Here is a 20,061-nt window from a genome sequence, read left to right on the forward strand (position 1 = left end):
GCGCGGTGGCGTCGTCACGTCAGGTGACGCAGCATGGACACTCCGTCAGCAGAGGAGCGCCGTACCGGACGCCGACGCGGGAGTACCGAAGTCGTTCCGCAACCCGTTCGTCATCCGGGCGCTCTTGGCTGCGCCGCGTCCCGCTCCTCACCGGAAGGAACCCCGTGCCCGCACAACCCGGCACCGCACCGCACCGCCCGACCGCCCGCGCGGTCGTGCGGCGAGGTGTCCTCGGCTCGGCGGCCCTGACCGTCGCGGTCGTCGGCCTCCCTGCCGTCGCGACGGCGGCGCCCCCCACGAGCCCGTTCATCGCCGAGATCCACTACGACAACGACGGCACCGACGTCGGCGAGTTCGTCGAGGTCCAGCTGCCCGCCGGCACGACGTCGGCCGGCCTGGAGGTGGTGCTGTACAACGCCTCCAACGGCGCGAGCTACTCGACCCGGGCGCTGCCGCTCGTGGCGGCGCCCGCCGACGGCCCCGCCGTCGCCGTCCTCGAGTACCCGGCCAACGGGATCCAGAACGGCGCCCCGGACGGCCTGGCGCTGGTCCAGGACGGCACCGTCCTGGAGTTCCTCTCCTACGAGGGCGGTATGACCGCCACGAACGGCCCGGCCGCCGGCACCGCGAGCACCGACATCGGCGTCGCGGAGACCGGCAGCGAGCCGGCCGGCCAGTCGCTGTCCCGTCGCTACGACGCCACGGCCGACGCGCTGGTCTGGGCCGGCCCCGCGGCCGCGACCCCCGGCGCCGTGAACCCGGCCCCCGGTGGTGAGGAGACCGGTGGTGAGGAGCCCGGTGGCGAGGAGCCGGGCGCCGCCTGCGACGTCGCGCCGAGCCACGCCGTCGGCGCGGTGCAGGGCGGCGGCGAGGCCACCCCGATCGACGGCCAGGCGGTGAGCGTGCGCGGCACGGTTGTGGGCGACCTGCCCGGCATGTCCGGCTTCTTCGTCCAGGACGCCGGCGACGCCGACCCGGCGACGTCCGACGGCGTGTTCGTGTTCAGCACCGCCGCGGTGGACCTCGGCGACACCGTCGCCGTCAGCGGCACCGCCCAGGAGTACTTCGGGCAGACCCAGATCGGTGGCACCAGCACCGTCAGCGTGTGCGCCGACGGCACCGTCGCGGACCTTCCCGAGGCCACCCCGCTGGACCTGCCGGCCGACGACGCGGCCCGCGAGCGGGTCGAGGGCATGCTGGTCGAGCCGGTCGACGCGCTGACCGTCAGCGAGGTCTTCGACCTGACCAGCTTCGGCGACCTGACGCTCTCCGAGGGCGGTCTGCTCGTGCAGCCCACGGAGCTCGCCCGTCCCGGCACGGAGGCCCAGGCGATCGCCGCGCAGAACGAGCTGCGCCGGATCGTCCTCGACGACGCCGTCAGCGGCCGGGTGAGCGTGGCGACCGCGCCCTACCTGACCCCCGACTCGCCGGTGCGCGTCGGCGACGTCCTCGACTTCACCGAGCCGCTGGTGCTGGGCTACGGCTTCGACCGGTGGCGGCTGTTCCCCGCCGACGGCACCTCCGGCGGCGTCTTCGCCCCGCAGGACACCCGGCCGGGGTCGCCGGACCCCGTCGGTGGTGACATCCAGGTCGGCGCGTTCAACGTGCTGAACTACTTCGTGACGCACTCGGGCCCCGATGCCCGCGGCGCCACCAGCCAGGCCGCGTTCGACCGGCAGGCCGCGAAGATCGTCACCGCGATCGGCACCATGGACGCCGACGTGCTGGCGCTCATGGAGATCGAGGACACCGATTCGACCGGCTTCAGCCCGGGCGACGCCGACGCGGCGGTGGCCGACCTCGTCGGGCGGCTCAACGCGGCGGCCGGCAGCGAGAAGTGGGCATTCACCGCCTTCCCGGACGAGCTGCTCGGTGTCGACCGGGACGTCATCCGCAACGCCGTCATCTACCAGCCGGCGTCGGTGACCCCGGTCGGTGACGCGGTCGGCCTGGTCGACGAGGCGAACTTCGACAACGCCCGCGAGCCGATCGCGCAGACCTTCCGGGCGCAGGGCGACACGTTCACCGTCATCGCCAACCACTTCAAGTCCAAGGGCAGCGGGGAGGGCGTCAACGCCGACCAGGGCGACGGGCAGGGCGCGTCGAACCCGGACCGCATCGGGCAGGCCGAGGCGCTGGCCGGCTTCGTGGCCGACCTGCGGACGAGCACCGGTGACGACGACGTGATGGTGCTCGGCGACCTGAACGCCTACTCCGCCGAGGACCCGATCGTGGTGCTCGAGCAGGCGGGGCTGACCGACCTGGGCACGCAGTTCGACCCGGGTCGCTACAGCTACGTCTTCGACGACATGTCGGGCTCCCTCGACCACGCGATGGCCACCGCGAGCCTGACGGCCAAGGTGACCGACGCGGCGCACTGGAACATCAACTCGGTCGAGTCGTTCGCCTACCAGTACACCGGCAACCCGGCGCTCTACGCGCCGGACCAGTACCGGTCCAGCGACCACGACCCGATCCTCGTCGGCCTCGACCTGGCCGATGAGCCGGGCAACGGCCACGGCAACGGCCACGGCAACGGCCACGGCAACGGCCACGGCAACGGCCACGGCAAGGGCAACGGCCACGGGAACGGGAACGGGAACGGGAACGGGAACGGCAACGGGAGAGGGAACGCCGGCCGGTAGGTGACCGCAGGTCACCTGCACCGACCGTGCACAGGTGCGGGGCCGGGTCTCCCTCGAGGGCCGGTCCCGCACCGCGCGGAGGTCCGCGGCCGGTCGCAGTCCGGCCACCCGCCCGGCGCCTGCTCGCGGTTCACGCGCAATCTGTTGTTCACGACGGGACGGAACGGTCTGTTCCGTCACCACCACCTGAAGTGGAGAGTCTCGATGCACGCAGTTCACCGGCCGGCGCGCGCCGTCGCCGCCGTCACCGCCGCACTGCTGGGGGGTGGCCTGGTCGGGATGTCACCGGCACTGGCGGCGCCGTCCGCCGACCCGGCCGCCACGACGTCACCGCCGGGCACCGCTCAGCCCCAGGGGAACGGCCACGGCAAGGGCGTCGGCCAGGGCAACGGGAACGGCCAGGGCAAGGGAAACGGCCAGGGCAACGGCCAGGGCAAGGGGAGCGGCAACAACGGGAACGGCAACGGCACGGGCGGCGTCACGGAGCTGCAGCTGCTGGGCGTCAACGACTTCCACGGACGCCTCCTGGAAGCGGTGGAGATCGCCGGCACCGTGGAGGAGCAGCGGGCCCGTCAGGACGTCGACGCGACCCTGCTCCTGTCGGCCGGCGACAACATCGGCGCCTCCCCGTTCGTGTCGTCGGTGCAGCAGGACGAGCCGACCATCGAGGTGCTCGACGAGATGGGGCTGCAGGCCTCGGCCGTCGGCAACCACGAGTTCGACCGCGGCTTCGACGACCTCGTCGGCCGCGTCGGGGTCGACGGCGAGAGCGGCCTGGCCGACTACGACCACCTGGGCGCCAACGTGTACGGCGCTGACGGCAGGCCGGTCCTGCCGGAGTACGCGCTCCTCGAGGCCGCCGGTGTGACCGTCGGGGTCATCGGCGTGGTCACCACGGAGACCAGCTCGCTCGTCTCGCCCGCCGGTATCGAGGGCATCACCTTCGGGGATCCCGTGGACGCCACCAATCGCGTGGTCGACGCGCTCACCGATGGGGCCGGCGACGAGGCGGACGTGATCGTCCTCCTCGCCCACGAGGGCGCGCGCGGTAGCGCCTCGCTGCAGGACGAGCTCGCCGCCGACACCGCCTTCGCGGCGATCGTCAACGGCGTGGACGCCCAGGTCGACGCGATCTTCACCGGTCACACCCACCAGAGCTACGCCTGGTCGGCGCCGGTCCCCGGCACCGGGGACACCCGCCCGGTCATCCAGACCGGTTCCTACGGAGCCGCGCTCGGCCGGATCGCGCTGACCTACGTGGAGCGCACCGACGAGGTCACGGCCTTCACGGTCGAGAACCTGCCGCTCACGACCCGGCCCGCCGACGAGCTCGTCGCCACGTACCCGCGCGTCGCCGAGGTCGCCGCCACCGTCGCGGCGGCGGTGGACTTCGCCGAGGAGGTGGGCAGCGAGGTGGTCGGCTCGGTGACCGCCGACATCACCCGGGCCTTCACCGCAGCCGGGGCCGAGGACCGCGGCGCGTACTCGTCCCTCGGCGGCCTGGTCGCCGACAGCTACGTGTACGGGTCCGAGCTCAGCGCGATCGAGCCGGCCGACCTCGGTCTGGTGAACCCGGGAGGACTCCGCGCGGACCTGCTGCACGGGGGCGACGGGCAGATAACGCTGGCCGAGGCCAACGCGGTCACGCCGTTCGCCAACGACCTGGTCGTCGTGTCGCTGAGCGGCGCGCAGCTGGTCCAGGTGCTCGAGCAGCAGTGGCAGCCCGCCACCGCCTCGCGGCCGTTCCTCGCGCTCGGCGCGTCCGAGGAGCTCACCTGGTCCTACGACCCGACCGCTCCGGCCGGCGAGCGGATCGCCGTCGACACCATCCGGATCTCCGGCGAGCCGATCGACCTGGCCGCGACCTACCGGGTGGCCACCAACAGCTTCCTGGCCTCCGGTGGCGACAACTTCACCGCCTTCGCGCAGGGCACCACGGAGGGGACCGGCCTGATCGACTTCGACGCCCTGCAGGCCTACCTGGAGGACGAGTCGCCGCTGAGGCCGGAGGACTACACCGGGCGGGCCACCGTCCGCTGAGGCCTCCGTGCCGACCGGCCCGCCCGGTCGGTCGGCACGTCTCCCGCACGAACGCCGGCGGCCGGCTCCCACGACCTGGGAGCCGGCCTCCGGTCGTCGGAGCGCCCGGTCTCAGCCGGCCTGCTCGCCCGCCACGCCGGCGGCCAGGGTCCGCGCGACGGTGCGGAGCAGCGGGTGGTCGGGCAGGTCCTCGACGGGGACGGGGAGCGGCAGCGACCAGTTGGGGCGCTCGCCGGCGCCGGGCATGTTGGGCCGGCGCGGCTCGCCGACGGCGTCGTCCAGCGTCGCCGACAGGAGCAGTGACGGCGCCTGCGCCAGCAGCCGGTGCGCCAGCTCCACCGCCTCCTCCGCCGACGCGCCCTCGGGCAGCCCGGGCAGCTGGGCGAGCAGGGTCGTCCGGCCGCGCTCCAGCTCCTCCTCGGTGCCGGTGCCGTGCTCCCGCTGCTCCGCGATGTCGGCGCCGCCCACCAGGCCCGCCACGGTGGGCAGGTCGTGGGTGCTGATCGCGGCCATGGCCTCGGCCGGCCAGGTCGTGGGCTCGTCCTCCTCGAACCACAGCAGCCGGTAGGAGAGCACGCCGTGCTCGGCCATGGCCTCGCGCACGCCGTCCTCCACGGTGCCGAGGTCCTCGCCGACCACGAGCGCCTGCGCGCGGTGGCTCTCCAGGGCGACGATGTCGAGCAGGTCCTCGGCCGGGTAGCGCACGTAGGCCCCGTCGGCGGCCGTGCCGTCGCGCGGCACCCACCACAGCCGGAACAGGCCCATCACGTGGTCGATGCGCAGCCCGCCGGCGCCGGCGATGGTCGCGCGGATCGACTGCACGAACGGCTCGTAGTCCGCGTCGCGCAGCCGCCACGGGATGAGCGGCGGCGAGCCCCAGTCCTGGCCCTGGCTGTTGAAGGCGTCCGGCGGCGCGCCCACGCTCACGCCGTCGGCCAGCACGTCCTGCCAGGTCCAGGCGTCCGCGCCGCCGCCGGCGAAGCCGATCGGCAGGTCCTGGATCACCGTCATGCCCTCGGTGGCGGCTGTGAGCTGCAGCTCCAGCGCCCACTGCAACCAGGCGTGGAAGCCGACGACGGCGCCGTGCTGCTCGACGTAGGCCGCCAGCGCCGGGCTGCCGGGCCGCCGCAGCTCCTCGGGCCAGGCGTGCCAGTCCGCGCCGTGCTCCTCGGTGATGGCCGCCCAGGTGGCCCAGTCCTGCAGCTGCTGCCCCTGCTCCTCGCGCCACCGGCCGAAGGCCTCGCCGCCGCCGTGGGCGAAGAAGATCCGCATGAGCACCTCGCGCTTGCGCGCCCAGACGGCGTCGCGGTCGATGAGCTCGCCGTCGCCGAGGGCGCGCCCGGCGTCCTCCTCCAGGTCCACGGCGTCGGCGCCGGGCACCTCGGCCACGCGCAGGTAGATCGGGTTGAGGAAGCGGCGGGTGGCGGGCAGGTAGGGGCTCGCCTCCTGCTCGGCGATGGGGGCGACGGCGTGCAGCGGGTTGATCAGCACGAAGCCCGCGCCCTGGTCGGCGGCCATGCGGCGGATGCTGCGCAGGTCGGCGAGGTCGCCGATGCCCCAGCTCTCGCGGCTGCGGGCGGCGTAGAGCTGCACGGCCCAGCCCCAGGTGCGCTGCTCGGGGAGCCAGCACCGCCCGGGCGAGACGATCAGCCGGCGGCGGCGCCCGTCGGTGGTCTGCAGCCAGTGGTAGCCGAGCGGGAAGTCCGCGGGCAGGTGCCCGTCGACCGACCGCACCTCGCCGTCCTCGCAGACGACGTCGGCCTCGTCCACCTCCAGCGCGTCGCCGGGGCGGGCGACGATGGGCGCGCGGTCCTCCAGGTCCTCCGGCGGCGTGCCGATGATCCCGCGGAGCGCGTCGATCGTCCCCTGCGCCACCTCGTGCTCCTCGTCGAGCGCGTCCAGCCAGGTCGCGTCGATGCCGTACTCGTCCGTCGTCGGTGTGCGCGTCACCGGACGATCCTCGCCGGGGGAGGGCCGGCCCGCAGTGTCAGTCGCGGGGGCGGGGACGTGAGCCGGCCCGCTTCGTCGCCGGTGCCGCGGCCGGGTCCTCCGGCCAGGGGTGGCGGGGGTAGCGGCCGCGGAGCTCGCTGCGGACGGCGGGGTAGCCGGTGACCCAGAACCCGGCGAGGTCCGCGGTCGTGGCCACCACGCGGTGCGCGGGGGAGAGCAGCTGCAGCCGCAGCGGGCGTCCGGCGACCCGCGGTGCCTGCGCCCAGCCGAAGACCTCCTGCACCCGCACCGCCAGGGTCGGGACGGCGGGGTCGGTGTAGTCGACGCGGATCCGCGAGCCGGTCGGCACCGTCACCGTGTCGGGCACGACGGCGTCGAGGTCGCCGGCGAGCTGCCACGGGAGCAGCGCGCGCAGGGCCGCGGCGACGTCGATCCGGGCCAGGTCCCCTCGGCTGCGGGCCCCGGAGACGTCGAGCCCGGCGAGCAGCTCGTCGTCGTCGACCGCCGGCCACGGATCGCCCAGCCCGTCGCGCGCGGCGGCGAGGCGGGCCCGCAGCCGCTCGGCGGCCGGCGTCCAGGTGAGCAGTCCGAGGCCCTCGCGGCGCAGGCCCTCCGCGACGGCGGCCCCCAGCGCGGTGGGATCGGGCTCCGGGACCGGCCGCTCGGCCAGCACGATCGCGCCCAGCCGCTGCACGTGCGCGCTGCGCACGTCGCCGTCGCGCCAGGCGACCTCGTCGCCCTCGGTGCGCAGCGCGGCCCCGGCTTCGAGCGCGGTCGCCTCGTCGATCGCGACCGCCGAGCGCACCCGCGCGTCCCGGGAGCCGGCCGGTCGGTCCGCGGCAGCGACCGCCAGCCAGGGCGCGCCGGACAGCCCGGTGCCGGGTGCCAGCTCGGCGCCGGTGCCCGCGGCCATCAGGTACGTGCCGCCTCCGCCGCGCCGCCGGGCCAGCCGCTCGGGGTGGGCGAGGCCGACCACCAGCCCGGCGGCGGTGTCGTCGGCCAGCCGGGGCGCCGCGGTATCCGGCACGGCACGCTCGAGGCGGCCGACCTCCTCGCGCCAGCGCGCGCTCGCGGCCCGGTCCGTTCCGGCGCGCAGCGCCCGCCAGGCCGTGACCAGGTCGTCGCCCCGCGCGGGGAGGTCCGCCGACAGGAGTGCGACGACCTCCGCGGCGCGGCGGCGGCCCACCAGGGGAGCGCCGTCGAGCAGCGCGCGGGCCAGCCGCGGGTGCACGCCGACGGCGGTCAGCGCCCGGCCGCGCGGGGTGGCCCGGCCGTCGTCGTCCACCGCCCCGATCGTGCGCAGGGTCCCCTCGGCGACGAGCAGGGCGGCCGGTGGAGGCGGGTCCAGCAGGGCCAGGCCCTGGCCGCCCGGCGCTCCCCAGCAGGCCAGCTCGAGGGCGAAGGCGGTGAGGTCGGAGACGGCGACCTCCGGTTCGTCGTGCGCCGGCAGCCGGTCGTTCTCGGCGGGCGTCCAGCAGCGGTAGACCGCGCCCGGGCCCTCCCGGCCGGCGCGGCCGGCTCGCTGGGTGACCGCGGCCCTGGACGCCCGCACGGTGACCAGCGACCCGAGGCCGCGGGCGAGGTCGGCGCGCGGGACGCGGGCCAGGCCGGCGTCCACGACGACGCGCACGCCGGGGACGGTCAGGCTGCTCTCCGCGAGCGCCGAGGCGACGACGACGCGTCGGCGCGGGCCGGCGCGCAGGGCGGCGTCCTGGGCGGCGGCGGGCAGTCGGCCGTGCAGCGGCAGCACGTCGGCGTCCACCCCGCGCAGCTCCCCGACGACCCGGCCGATCTCCCCGGCACCGGGCACGAAGACCAGCACGTCGCCGGCCCGCTCGGCCAGCGCCCGGCGGACGGTGGCCGCGACGTGCGCGAGCAGCCGCGGGTCGACGCGCAGGCCGAGCGGCGGGTCCACCGGGCCGGCCGGCGGCGCCCACACCACGTCGACGTCGTGCAGGGCGCCGGAGGCCTCGACGACCGGCGCGGGCCGACCGTCCCCGAGCAGCGCCGCCAGCCGCTCGGCCTGCGCGGTGGCGGACATGGCGAGCAGCCGCAGGTCCGACCGCAGCGCCGCGCGGGCGTCGAGCAGGAAGGCGAGCGCGAGGTCGGTGTCCAGGTGCCGCTCGTGGCACTCGTCGAGGACCACGGCCGACACCCCGGCCAGCTCGGGGTCGGACTGCAGGCGGCGGACCAGCAAGCCGGTGGTGACCACCTCGACCCGCGTGGCGGCGCTGCGCCGGCTCTCGCCCCGCACGCTGTAGCCGACCCGGCCGCCGACCTCCTCGCCGAGCAGGGCGGCCATCCGGCGGGCGGCGGCCCGGGCGGCCACCCGCCGGGGCTCGGCCACCAGGACGCGGCCCGCGACCTCCCCGGCCAGCGCGAGCGGGACCATCGTCGTCTTCCCGGTGCCCGGCGGCGCGACGAGGACGGCGGTGCCGCGGGCGGTCAGCGCGCCCGCGAGCGCGGGCAGCGCGCCCCGGACCGGCAGGTCGGTGCCGGGCGTCCCGGGCGGTGGCAGCACCGGTCCAGTGTCCGGGCCCGGCGAAACCCGCTGTCCGGGGACCGTCATCCGTTGGGGGGTTCCGCCGCCCGCCGCCCCTCCAGCCGTCCGGTCGGCACGCCGACCTGGACGTGACACCGGAGAAAGCGGGACATCGATGCAGCACCGAGCCAGGGAGCGGGACCGGCGGCAGGCCTGGGCCGGCCGGGTGATGGCCGTGCTCGCACTGTTCGTCCTCCACCGGGCGCTCGCCGGGACGCCGGCCGGGGACGTGCTGTACCTCCTGGTCGTCGGGACCGCGACCGGCCTGGCGTGGTCGTGGGTGCGGAGCGGACCGGGGCGTCCCGCTGCGATCCTCATCGCCGGGGGGCTGACGCTGTCGACCGTCGGCGACCTCCTGTTCCTCGTCCTCGAGTGGCTCGGCCACGAGGCGGAGGTGTCCGTGGCCGACCTCGCCTACCTGACCGGCTATGCCGCCCTGGCCCTCGGGCTGACCGCCCTGGCCCGCACCGTGCAGCAGCCGCGACGGCAGCGCGTCGACGGCTGGATCGACGCGGCCGTCGTCTTCGTCGCCGCCCTCCTGCTGATGTGGCACCTCTCCATCGCCGAGACGGTCGTCGACGACTCGGTCTCGCTGCTCAGCCGGACGGTCTGGGCGCTGTACCCGGCCCTCGACGCCGCCCTCCTGGCGCTGGTGTTCCGCCTCCTCGTCGGGGGCCGGCGGCACTGCAGCGCCGCCGCCCTGACTGCGGGTTCGCTCTGCTGGCTGGCCTCCGACCTCGGCTTCCTGGTCATGGCCGACCAGGGCGGGACGACGGCCCTGCTGGATGCCGGGTGGATGCTCGGCGCGGGGCTGCTCGCGGTGGCCGTCCGGGCCGTCGGGCGGCCCGGACCCCCCGCGCCCCCGGCCGGGACCGGCGAAGGGGTCGGACGCCTGGCGGTGGCCCTCGGAGCGCTCCTGGTGCCCGGCTCGATCGAGCTCGTCACGGACCTGACCGGGCGACCGGAGAGCCCGGTGTCGGTGTACGCCGCCACCTCCGTCCTGGTGGCTCTGGTCTTCGTGCGCACCGTCCGCCTGCTGAAGGCCGAGGCGCACGCACGCGAGCTGGTCCGGTCGCAGGCCCGCCACAGCGCCGCCCTGGCGGCGCACTCCTCCGACGCGGTCGTCGTGGTCGACCGCTCCGGACAGGTGCGCAGCGACGTCTCACGGCTCGCCGAGCTGCTCGGTTCCGGCGGCCCGGGCGACGGGACCGTCCGCGACCTGCTGGCGAGGGCGGGGCTGCACCTGGAGGAGGCCCGGGTCGTCTTCGAGCGGGCGCTGGCCGCGGGCGGAGCGGTCGTGAGCGCAGAGCTCGCCCGCCGGGTGGACGGCCAGGAGCACCACCTCGCCGTGCGGCTGGCCGACCTCTCCGACGACCCGGACGTGCGCGGTGTCGTGGTGCACGCCACGGACATCACCGAGCGGAAGCGCGCCGAGCAGACGCTGGCCCACCAGGCCTTCCACGACGGCTTGACCGGCCTGGCCAACCGCGCCCTCTTCGCCGACCGCGTCGAGAACGCCCTGCGCCGCAACGTGCGCCGGGGCGAGGCGGTGGCCGTCGCCTTCATCGACCTGGACGGGTTCAAGGGGATCAACGACGCCCTCGGCCACCACGCCGGCGACGAGCTGCTGCAGGTGGTCGCCGGGCGCCTGTCCGCGACGGTCCGTGCGGGCGACACGCTCGCGCGGCTCGGCGGCGACGAGTTCGCGGTGCTGGTCGACCAGGTCCCCGGTGCCGACGAGCTCGAGGCGGTCGGCGAGCGCGTCCTGTCCGCGCTCCGTGCGCCCATCCGCATCGGCAACCAGGTCATGACGGTGTCCGGGAGCGTCGGCGTTGCCGTGGGCGACGATGACGCCACGAGCGAGTCGCTGGTCCGGGACGCCGACATCGCCATGTACGCGGCCAAGGCGGCGGGACGCGGGCGGGTCGTGGTGTTCGACCCGAGCATGCGCGCCGCCGTCGTCGAACGGCGTGAGCTGGAGCGCGAGCTGCAGGGCGCCCTCGCGGGGAACCAGCTGCGCCTGGTGTACCAGCCGGTCGTCGAGCTTTCCGGATCCACGGTGGTGGGCTTCGAGTCGCTCCTGCGCTGGAGCTCGCCGTCGCTCGGCCCGGTCCCGCCGGACAGGTTCGTGCCCGTCGCGGAGGACCTCGGCCTGATCGGGGAGATCGGCGCCTGGGTGCTGCACGAGGCGTGCGCCACCGCGGCCCGGTGGCGGCAGCTGCCCGGTGGCGAGGAGCTCACCATGGCCGTCAACGTCTCGGCCGTGCAGCTGGCCTCGCCGGACCTCGTCGAGCAGATCGTCGACGCGCTCACGACCACCGGCCTGCCGGCCTCGGCGCTCGTCCTGGAGGTGACCGAGACGGCGCTGGTCCGCGATCCGGACGCCGCCGCCGAGCGGCTGGCCGAGCTCCGTGCGCTCGGCGTGCGGCTGGCGCTCGACGACTTCGGGACGGGCTACTCGTCGCTGAGCTACCTGCGGCAGTTCACGGTCGACGTCCTGAAGATCGACCGCTCGTTCATCTCCACCATCCAGGGCGACCACCTCCCGCCGATCGTGCGCGGCCTGATCGACCTCGGCCGCACCCTCGACCTCGAGATCGTGGCCGAGGGGGTGGAGCTGGGGGTCCAGCGCGACGCGCTGCGCGCCGCCCGCTGCGACCTCGCGCAGGGCTACCTGTTCGACGCACCGCTGGCACCGGAGGACGCGGAGCGGCTGGTGCTCCGCCGGACGTCGCTCCTGGTCGACAGCGCGCGCTGACCGGGCACGCCCCGCGGCGCCCGGCCGCCACACTGGGCGCATGACCCGCTGGCTGCTCGTCCACCCGCCGCTGCTGGGCCCCGCCGTCCTCGGGCCGCTGGCCGCCGAGCTGCGGGCCGGGGGTGACGAGGTGGCCCTGCCGGACCTGCGCGCGGCGGTGCGGTCCGCCGCCGGCTGGCCGGAGCGCTGGACCGCGGCGGCCGCGGCGGCCGGTGCGGCGGACGCCGTCCTCGGGTTCTCCGGCGCCGGCGTGACACTGCCCGCGGTCGCCGTCGCCGTCGGCGCCCGCCGGGTCGTGTGGGTCGACGCGCTCGTGCCCGCGCGATCGGGTGCGACCGAGGCCGACGAGGACATCCGGCGGCGGGTCGCCGGGATGGTCGTGGGCGGCCGGATCCCCGACTGGACGACGTGGTGGGGTCCCGCCGCGCTCGACGAGCTGCTGCCGGGTGAGGAGCTGCGCGCCGCCGTCCGGGCCGAGGGGCACGAGCTGCCCGCCGACTTCTACGACGTCGCCGTCCCGGTCCCCGGGGCATGGCCCGAGGACGGCGCCCGCTACGTGCAGCTGTCGGCCGCCTACGACGGCGCCGCCGCGGAGGCGCGGGACCGCGGCTGGCCGGTCGCCGGCGACGGCGGGGGGAACCACCTGGACGTCGCGACCGCCCCGGCGCACGTCGCCGCGCTGCTGCGGTAGCCGCACCGGCCCGACCTGGGTAGGCATGACCCATGCCGGTCATCGGATTCCACAACTCGCACGAGCAGGTCCACCCCGCGGCGCTCCTCGAGGCCGTCCGGCACGCCGAGCAGGTGGGCTTCACGGGTGCCATGTGCTCGGACCACCTGACGCCGTGGAACCCCCGGCAGGGGGAGTCCGGCTTCGCCTGGTCGTGGCTGGGCGCGGCCATGGCGACGACGTCGCTGCCCTTCGGCGCGGTGAACGCCCCGGGCCAGCGCTACCACCCGGTGATCGTCGCCCAGGCGATCGCGACCCTGGGCGCGATGTTCCCGGGCCGGTTCTGGGTGGCGCTGGGCAGCGGCGAGGCGATGAACGAGCACGTCACCGGGGACAAGTGGCCCCGCAAGGACGTGCGCGACGCCCGGCTGCGCGAGTGCGTCGACGTCATCCGGGCGCTGCTGGCCGGCGAGGAGGTCAGCCACGACGGCCTGGTCACCGTCGACCGCGCCACGATCTACACGCTGCCGGAGATCCAGCCGGCGCTCATCGCCCCGGCGGTCAGCGTGGCCACCGCCCGCAACGGCGCCGACTGGGCCGACGGCCTGGTCACCATCAACCAGCCGCACGACCACCTGCGCGAGATGATCGCCGCCTACCGGGACGCCGGCGGGCAGGGCAAGCTCGTGCTCCAGGTGCACGTCTCCTGGGACCCCGACCCGGACCGGGCGCTGGGCATCGCGCACGACCAGTGGCGCAGCAACGTGTTCCCGCCCCCGCTGTGCTGGGACCTGGACAGCCCGGAGGCCTTCGAGCAGGCCAGCGCGCACGTGACGCCCGAGGACGTCACGGCCTCGGTCCGGGTGTCGGCCGACCTCGGGCAGCACGCGGCCTGGCTGCAGGAGTACCTCGACCTCGGGTTCGACGAGCTGTACCTGCACCACGTCGGTGTCGAGCAGCGGCCGTTCCTCGACGCGTTCGGCGAGCACGTGCTGCCGCAGCTCGGCGTCACCGCGGCCGCGCCCGTCGCGGCGATCGACCCGCCCGGTCCCGCCACGAACCGCCGTCCGCACGTCGACCCGGTGCCCGCGCCGTGAGGATCACCGACACCAGCGACCTGTGGTGGAAGAACGCCGTCGTCTACTGCCTCGACGTCGAGACCTACATGGACTGGAACGCCGACGGGATCGGCGACTTCGCGGGCCTCGCCCAGCGCATCGACCACCTGGCCGACCTCGGCGTCACGTGCCTGTGGCTGATGCCCTTCTACCCGACCGCCGAGCGCGACGACGGGTACGACATCACCGACTTCTACGGCGTGGACCCCCGGCTGGGCACCCACGGCGACCTGGTCGAGGTGATCCGGACGGCGAACGACCGCGGCATGCGGGTGATCGCCGACCTGGTCGTCAACCACACCTCGCGCAAGCACCCGTGGTTCCGGTCGGCGGAGCAGTCGAAGGACTCGCCGTTCCGCGACTTCTACGTGTGGCGCTCCGACCCGCCGCCGGACACCTCCGACCAGGTCGTCTTCCCCGACCAGGAGGACAGCATCTGGACGCTGTCGGAGAAGACCGGCGAGTGGTACCTGCACCGCTTCTACAAGGAGCAGCCCGACCTCGACGTCACGAACCCGCGGGTGCGGGACGAGGTCGCCAAGATCATGGGCTTCTGGCTGCAGCTCGGGCTCGACGGCTTCCGGGTGGACGCCGTCCCGTTCTTCCTCGAGACGGCCGGCGCCGACGAGGGCGCGTTCCCCGAGCCGCACCAGTACCTGCGCTCGCTGCGGTCGCTGGTCGGGCGGCGGTCCGGCAGCGGCGTCCTGCTGGGGGAGGTCAACCTGCCGTTCGACAAGCAGCTGGAGTTCTTCGGCGGCGCGGACGGCGACGAGCTGACCATGCAGTTCGACTTCATCGGCATGCAGGCGCTCTACCTGTCGCTCGCCCGCGCGGACGCCGGCCCGATCACCACCGCGCTGGAGGCCCGCCCGACGCTGCACCCCGACTCGCAGTGGGCCACCTTCGTCCGCAACCACGACGAGCTGACCCTGGACAAGCTCAGCGACGACGAGCGGGCCGAGGTCTTCGCCGCGTTCGGTCCCGAGGAGCGGATGCAGGTCTACGGCCGGGGCCTGCGCCGCCGGCTCCCACCCATGCTCGACGGCGACCCGCGGCGGGTGCGCATGGTCTACAGCCTGCTGTTCTCCCTGCCCGGGACGCCGGTGCTGTTCTACGGCGAGGAGATCGGGATGGGGGAGGACCTGGACGCCGAGGGACGGCTCGCCGTCCGCACGCCGATGCAGTGGACCTCCGGGCGCAACGGCGGCTTCTCGCCCGCGGCTCCCGGGAAGCTGCCCGGGCCGGTGGTGAGCGGCGGGTTCGCACCGGAGTACGTGAACGTCGCCGACCAGCGCAACGACCCGGACTCGCTGCTGTCGTTCATGAAGCTGCTGATCCGCCGCTACCGGGAGTCGCCCGAGCTGGGCTGGGGCGGGTTCCAGGTGCTCGAGCACCCGTGCGCCGAGGTGCTCGCGCACCTCTGCTCGTGGGACGACGGAGCGCTGATCGCCCTGCACAACCTCGGGCCCGAGCCGCGGACGGTGCCGCTGACCTTGGAGGACTGCGACTCGACGCACCGGCTGGTGGACCTGCTCGAGGAGGGCAGCACGGCGGTGGGCGACGACGGCTCGGTGGAGATCGCGCTCGGTGGCTACGGCTACCGGTGGCTGCGCGTGGTGGCCCAGGACAGCCGTCGGCTGGTCTGACGCCGGATCAGGCGAGCGGGCGCGCCATGAGGACGTCGTCGACGAACCGGCCGTCGAGGAGGAACTCCTCGCGCAGCACGCCCTCGACGGCGAAACCGGCCCGTTCGTAGAGCGCTCGGGCGGAGGTGTTCCCGCCGAGCACCCGCAGCCCCAGCTTGCGGCCGCCCCGGCGGGCGGCCTCGGCGGCGGCCGCGTCGAGCAGCTGCCGGGCGATGCCCTGGCGCTGCGCGGCCGGGTCGACCGCGAGCCCCTGCACGTGCCAGACGTGCCGGTTGGTGTCCAGCGGCGTGGGCCGGCCCAGGGCCGTGTAGCCGAGGAGGCGGCCGGCGTCCTCGGCGACCAGCACGTCCGCAGGCGGGCGCCGGGAGAAGAAATCGGTGCCCTCGGGCCACAGCGGGACGACCGCGTTCTCCGGTGACCAGGTGGCGCGGTCGAGGGCGACCAGGCGCGGTCCGTCGGCGGGCACGGCCGGCCGGATGCTGATCACCGGGGCAGTCTGCCCGACGCCCGGCGCGGCATCACGCTGCGTCACCGGTCCGCCGGGGCGCCCTCCCCGGGGCGTGGTGCCGGTGCGCCTAGCGTGGCGCGGGAGGTGATCAGGGATGAGTGAACGCGACGGAAGCACCACGACCGGGACCGGTACGGCCGAGATCCCGGTGGTCCGCCCCGGTGGCACCGCGGCGGCGTCCACCGGCGGCACGAGGAAGAAGGCGAAGGCCGCGGCCGCGCCCGAGGCGGGCGCCACCGCGGTGACGGCTGCTCCCGGTGCGGCCGCATCCGCCGAGCCGGTCGCACCGGCGGCTCCGGTGCCGCCGGCGCAGGAACCGGCCGACCCGGACCTCCCCGCCGGGGTCCACGGCACCGCGCCGGTGACCGTGCGGCCCCGGCCGCGCATGCCGCGCCGCGGGCCGCTGACGGTGATGGGCCCGTGGGCACCGGTCGCCGGCGGGCTGCTCGGCCTGGTGCTGGGCGGGATCGTGGCCGCGGTGCTGGGCGGCGCGGCGGAGAGCTACGGGCAGCGGCTGTCGGTCGTGTTCGTGGTGCTCGGCCTCGGCATGCTGGGCACCGCCGGCACGCTGCTGGCCGACGAGGTGCGCATCGTGCGGCAGCAGGCCCGCGACGCCGTCGTCCGCCCGCAGTGGGTGGAGGCGACCGCCGGGCTGGTCAACGGGCTCACGCCGGCGCGGTTGCTGATGCTGGCCAGCGTCGTCGTGCTGGTGCTCGCCGCCTGGGTCGGCCGGGGCTGATCGTCCGACTGCGCGCCGGGCGTGGTCTCCCTGCCCCCGGGACCACGCCCGGCGCGCACTCGGCTAGGTGTAGGCCTGGATGCCCAGGTGGACGGCCAGGCCCAGCCCGGCGACGGCGATGACCGTGCGCAGGATCGCCTGGGGCGCGCGGCGCACGACGCCGGGTCCGATCCGCCCGCCGACCAGGAAGCCCAGCGCCAGGGGCAGTGCTGCGGACCACGCGACGTCGGTGAGCGCGACGAAGCCGATCGCCGCGACGGCGTTGGCCACGCCGAGCACCACGTTCTTCATCGCGTTGCCGCGGGGGAGGCCCTCGCCGGTGGTGAGCAGGTACATGGCCAGCAGCAGCACCCCGGCCGCCGCGCCGAAGTAGCCGCCGTAGATCGCGACCGCGAACGTGCCCAGCGGCAGCCACCGGGGATCGCGGACCGGGCGCTGTGCTCCCTCGGCGGCCAGCTCGCGCGGCGGGCGCTGGACGAGGATCGCCGCCGACGCGCCGGCGATGAGCCAGGGAACGATCCGCTCGAACGCCTCGGTGGGGGTGAGCAGCAGCAGCGCCATCCCGGCCGCGCCGCCGAGCACGGCGGCGACCAGCAGCGGGCGCAGCCGCCGTCCCTGGCCGCGCAGCTCGGGGCGCGAGGCGCTCACCGAGCCGACCGCGTTGAGCACCAGCGCGACGGTGTTGGTGACGTTGGCGGTCACCGGGGGGATGCCGGTGGCCAGCAGCGCCGGGTAGCTGACCAGCGAGGCCAGCCCGGCGATGCTGCCGGTCAGGCCCGCGCCGATGCCGGCGAGCACGAGGAAGCCGAACTCCAGAGGGCTCATCGGTCCAGCAGCACCCCGATGGCGATGAGGCCGAGGACGACGATCGCCGTCCGCAGCACCGGTTCGGGCAGCCGCCGCCCGTAGCGGGAGCTGACGGCGCCGCCGACGAGCGAGCCGGCGGCCAGCAGCCCGGCCGCCGTCCACTCCACCCGGTCGGTGGCGGTGACGACGTACGCGCCGGCGGCGACGGTGTTGACCGCGAGGGTGAGGACGTTCTTCAGCGCGTTGAGCCGCTGCAGCGACTCCCGCAGCAGCAGGCCGAAGATGCCGATCTGCAGCACGCCCTGGCTGGCCGCGAAGTACCCGCCGTAGGTTCCGGTCAGGTAGGCGCCGCCGAACAGCGCGGCCGTGCGGCCCGGGCCGACGTGCTGCTCGACGTCGTCGGGGGAGCGCCGCCGGGCCAGCGCGCGCTGCACCAGCGGCTGGACCGCGACGAGCACGACGGCCAGCCCGACGAGCACCGGGACGACGGCCTCGAACGTGGACGCCGGGAGGTGGAGCAGCAGGAAGGCCCCGGTGAGCCCGCCGAGGACCGAGGCCGGCAGCAGCGCGAGCAGCCGCCGGCCCTGCCCGCGGAGTTCACGGCGGTAGCCGAAGGCGCCGGACGCGTTGCCGGCGATCAGGCCGAGGGAGTTGCTGATGGTGGCCGGCACCGGAGGGATGCCGACGGCGAGCAGGACGGGGAAGGACACCAGCGTCCCCGACCCGACGACGGCGTTGATCCCGCCGGCCGTCAGCCCCGCCGCGAGGACCGCGACCATCTCCCACCCGCTCATCCGCGCATCGCGGCGAGCCTTCCACGGGCGCTGTCATCCCGGCCGCCGACGGGGGAGTCGAACCGCTCACATCCGCCGAAGTGGCCACTTCGGTCATCGGGCGTCGGGTCGGGAGCTCAGTCGTTGCAGCGCGAGAGCAGCACGTACGAAGGTTCGCCCGCCACGCCGACGGCCCCGAGGTCGCCTCCGCCGGCCGCCGACGCGCTCACGAACGCCTGCTCCTCGTCCACCACCAGCCCCTCGGTCGTGAAGGCCCGCATGGCGTCGATCTGCTCCGCGTAGCCGCGCATGACCGGCAGGAGGTCGCCGGTCACCCGGAGCAGAGCGATCCAGCCGCCGGTGGCGCACTCGGAGGGGAGCGGGTCGAAGAGCAGTTCGCTCCCCTCCACGATGCGGAGGGGCGGCCTGTCCTCGTGGACGGCCAGGTCGGGAGCGATCTCGGCGTCCGTGAGCGGGGCGACGGGTCCGTCCTCGACGGGCGGGCGGGACGACGGCGTCCCCGAGTACCGGCCGCCGGAGATCTCCAGGTAGCCCGAGCCGTCCGGCTCGGCGAGACCGCGCAACCGCATCGACCGGTAGTCGGCGTCGTCCTGCTCGAACCAGGACGCGGAGCACTCGACCTCGAAGGGGGTGTCCTCACCCTGGAACGAGCTCCACTTGTCGGGGTTGTCGCTGCACCACTGGCCGTCCGCCCACCGTGCGATCACCGGGAAGCCGAGCTCCGCCGCCTGCTCGACGTAGCCCTCGAAGACCCTCTCCAGGTCGCTGTCGACCCGGAGGAGCACGTGCAGGCCGTCGTCGCCGAACGGGAACGCGTCGCCGAGCAGGGCTGACCCCGGTTCGATCTCGAACCCGGCGGCGAGCGGGCCGCTGGTGCGCACGACGTCGTCGGGCGCGCCCGTGCACGCCACGAGCGCCAGGACGCCGGCCGTGGCGGTGAGCAACCGCGACGCGCGATTCACTCGGCCGGCCGACGGGCCCGGCGGAGGGGGACCAGCACCGCGGCCGTGACGACGGCGGCGACCCCCAGCCACGGCAGCAGGACGCCGAGGACGACGAGGGCCGCGCTGCCTGCCGAGCCCAGGGCCCGCCAGCCGGTGCCGAGGGCGTCCACGAACCCGTCGGGGCCGCCGGGCGGTGCGACGACGCCCGTCCGCAGGTGGACGCCCAGGGTGGACAGCTCGACCTGGTCGGCCAGCAGCGCGCGCTGCGACTGCAGCGACTCGAGCTGCTCCTGCCGTCCGGAGAGCGCACCCTCCGCGGCCAGCAGCGCCTCCGTGCTCGGCGCCTCGTCCAGCAGCGTCTGCAGCCGGGCGACCGACGTCTGCAGGGCGGAGATCCGGGCGTCCAGGTCGACCGCCTGCCCGGTCACGTCCGAGCGGGACACCGACACGTCGGCCACCTCGCCCAGCTCCTCGAGGTCGGCGAGGACGCCGGTCAGCTCGGCCGCCGGGACGCGCACGGTCAGCTCTGCGGACGCGCCTTCCCCTTCGCCGTCCCCGGATGCCGCCCGCTCGGTCCGCTGCTCGACGCGGCCACCGGCGGCCTCCACCAGCTCGCTGATCCGCTGGGCGGTGTCCGCGGGGTCGTCCACGACGAGCGAGGCGTCGGCGGTCGTGACCACCTGGCGGTCGGCGTCGGCCGCCGGCGCGGCCTCATCGGCGACGGCGCCCGCGCTCCCGCCCGTGTCGGCGCCGCTCGACTCGGGACCCGAGGAGCCCGAGCAGCCCACCACGAGTCCCACCGCGAGGAGGGCGCACGCCGTGCCCAGGAGGCTCCGCATGGCCGGACCGTAGGGCTACCGGTACGCCCCCGACCAGCATCGATGCCCGATCGTGACGTGC

The 20,061-nt window shown here is 75.4% G+C and carries 14 protein-coding genes; 7 read left to right on the top strand and 7 right to left on the bottom strand.

What is annotated here, in order from left to right:
• Positions 1-164 precede the first annotated feature (164 nt).
• Together ACI79H_RS15365 and ACI79H_RS15370 are read left to right on the top strand one after the other, a co-directional pair.
• Positions 165-2,645 (top strand): ExeM/NucH family extracellular endonuclease, encoded by a 2,481-nt coding sequence (locus ACI79H_RS15365; RefSeq protein ID WP_456555274.1) that lies wholly within the window; start codon positions 165-167, stop codon positions 2,643-2,645.
• Positions 2,646-2,849: 204 nt separating this feature from the next.
• Positions 2,850-4,685 (top strand): bifunctional metallophosphatase/5'-nucleotidase, encoded by a 1,836-nt coding sequence (locus ACI79H_RS15370; protein ID WP_456555275.1) that lies wholly within the window; start codon positions 2,850-2,852, stop codon positions 4,683-4,685.
• 111 nt (positions 4,686-4,796) lie between these two features.
• Here the strand turns inward: ACI79H_RS15370 and malQ are convergent, their stop codons facing one another.
• Positions 4,797-6,635 carry a 4-alpha-glucanotransferase gene (gene malQ, locus ACI79H_RS15375; RefSeq protein WP_456555276.1) on the bottom strand — a complete coding sequence of 613 codons (1,839 nt, stop codon included), beginning with the start codon at positions 6,633-6,635 and terminating at the stop codon, positions 4,797-4,799.
• 37 nt (positions 6,636-6,672) lie between these two features.
• The gene (hrpB, locus tag ACI79H_RS15380; protein WP_456555277.1) at positions 6,673-9,156 is read right to left on the bottom strand and encodes an ATP-dependent helicase HrpB; all 2,484 of its coding nucleotides are present in this window, start codon (positions 9,154-9,156) and stop codon (positions 6,673-6,675) included.
• 196 nt (positions 9,157-9,352) lie between these two features.
• On the opposite strand from hrpB, the gene ACI79H_RS15385 reads away from it, so the two are divergent.
• The 4 genes from ACI79H_RS15385 to ACI79H_RS15400 are packed head-to-tail and all read left to right on the top strand — an operon-like array spanning position 9,353 to position 15,369.
• A complete protein-coding gene (locus ACI79H_RS15385) occupies positions 9,353-11,935 on the top strand; it encodes a putative bifunctional diguanylate cyclase/phosphodiesterase (RefSeq protein WP_456555278.1) in 2,583 nt (860 codons plus the stop codon).
• Positions 11,936-11,975: 40 nt separating this feature from the next.
• Positions 11,976-12,626, top strand: a complete 651-nt coding sequence (locus tag ACI79H_RS15390; RefSeq protein WP_456555279.1) for a hypothetical protein — start codon at positions 11,976-11,978, stop codon at positions 12,624-12,626.
• A gap of 32 nt (positions 12,627-12,658) precedes the next feature.
• The gene (locus ACI79H_RS15395; RefSeq protein WP_456555280.1) at positions 12,659-13,702 is read left to right on the top strand and encodes a TIGR03885 family FMN-dependent LLM class oxidoreductase; all 1,044 of its coding nucleotides are present in this window, start codon (positions 12,659-12,661) and stop codon (positions 13,700-13,702) included.
• Positions 13,699-15,369, top strand: coding sequence for an alpha-amylase family protein (locus tag ACI79H_RS15400; protein ID WP_456555281.1), 1,671 nt, complete (start codon positions 13,699-13,701; stop codon positions 15,367-15,369). Before ACI79H_RS15395 ends, ACI79H_RS15400 begins: the two co-directional genes overlap by 4 nt.
• 7 nt (positions 15,370-15,376) lie before the next feature.
• On the opposite strand, the gene ACI79H_RS15405 is transcribed toward ACI79H_RS15400, so the two are convergent.
• Positions 15,377-15,856, bottom strand: a complete 480-nt coding sequence (locus tag ACI79H_RS15405) for an N-acetyltransferase family protein (RefSeq protein WP_456555282.1) — start codon at positions 15,854-15,856, stop codon at positions 15,377-15,379.
• A gap of 115 nt (positions 15,857-15,971) precedes the next feature.
• Here ACI79H_RS15405 and ACI79H_RS15410 point away from each other — a divergent pair, with 115 nt between their 5' ends.
• Complete coding sequence (locus tag ACI79H_RS15410; protein ID WP_456555283.1) at positions 15,972-16,616, top strand: hypothetical protein; 645 nt, start codon at positions 15,972-15,974, stop codon at positions 16,614-16,616.
• Between the two features lie 63 nt (positions 16,617-16,679).
• Here the strand turns inward: ACI79H_RS15410 and ACI79H_RS15415 are convergent, their stop codons facing one another.
• The 4 genes from ACI79H_RS15415 to ACI79H_RS15430 form a co-directional block, all read right to left on the bottom strand.
• The gene (locus ACI79H_RS15415) at positions 16,680-17,441 is read right to left on the bottom strand and encodes a sulfite exporter TauE/SafE family protein (RefSeq protein ID WP_456555284.1); all 762 of its coding nucleotides are present in this window, start codon (positions 17,439-17,441) and stop codon (positions 16,680-16,682) included.
• A complete protein-coding gene (locus ACI79H_RS15420) occupies positions 17,438-18,217 on the bottom strand; it encodes a sulfite exporter TauE/SafE family protein (RefSeq protein ID WP_456555285.1) in 780 nt (259 codons plus the stop codon). The genes ACI79H_RS15415 and ACI79H_RS15420 overlap by 4 nt, the downstream gene beginning before the upstream one ends.
• 116 nt (positions 18,218-18,333) lie before the next feature.
• On the bottom strand, positions 18,334-19,161 hold the full coding sequence (locus ACI79H_RS15425) for a hypothetical protein (protein ID WP_456555286.1): 828 nt from the start codon (positions 19,159-19,161) through the stop codon (positions 18,334-18,336).
• 14 nt (positions 19,162-19,175) lie between these two features.
• Complete coding sequence (locus tag ACI79H_RS15430) at positions 19,176-20,000, bottom strand: DUF4349 domain-containing protein (protein ID WP_456555287.1); 825 nt, start codon at positions 19,998-20,000, stop codon at positions 19,176-19,178.
• Between the last annotated feature and the right edge of the window lie 61 nt (positions 20,001-20,061).

This window comes from Blastococcus sp. SYSU D01042 (assembly GCF_054050515.1).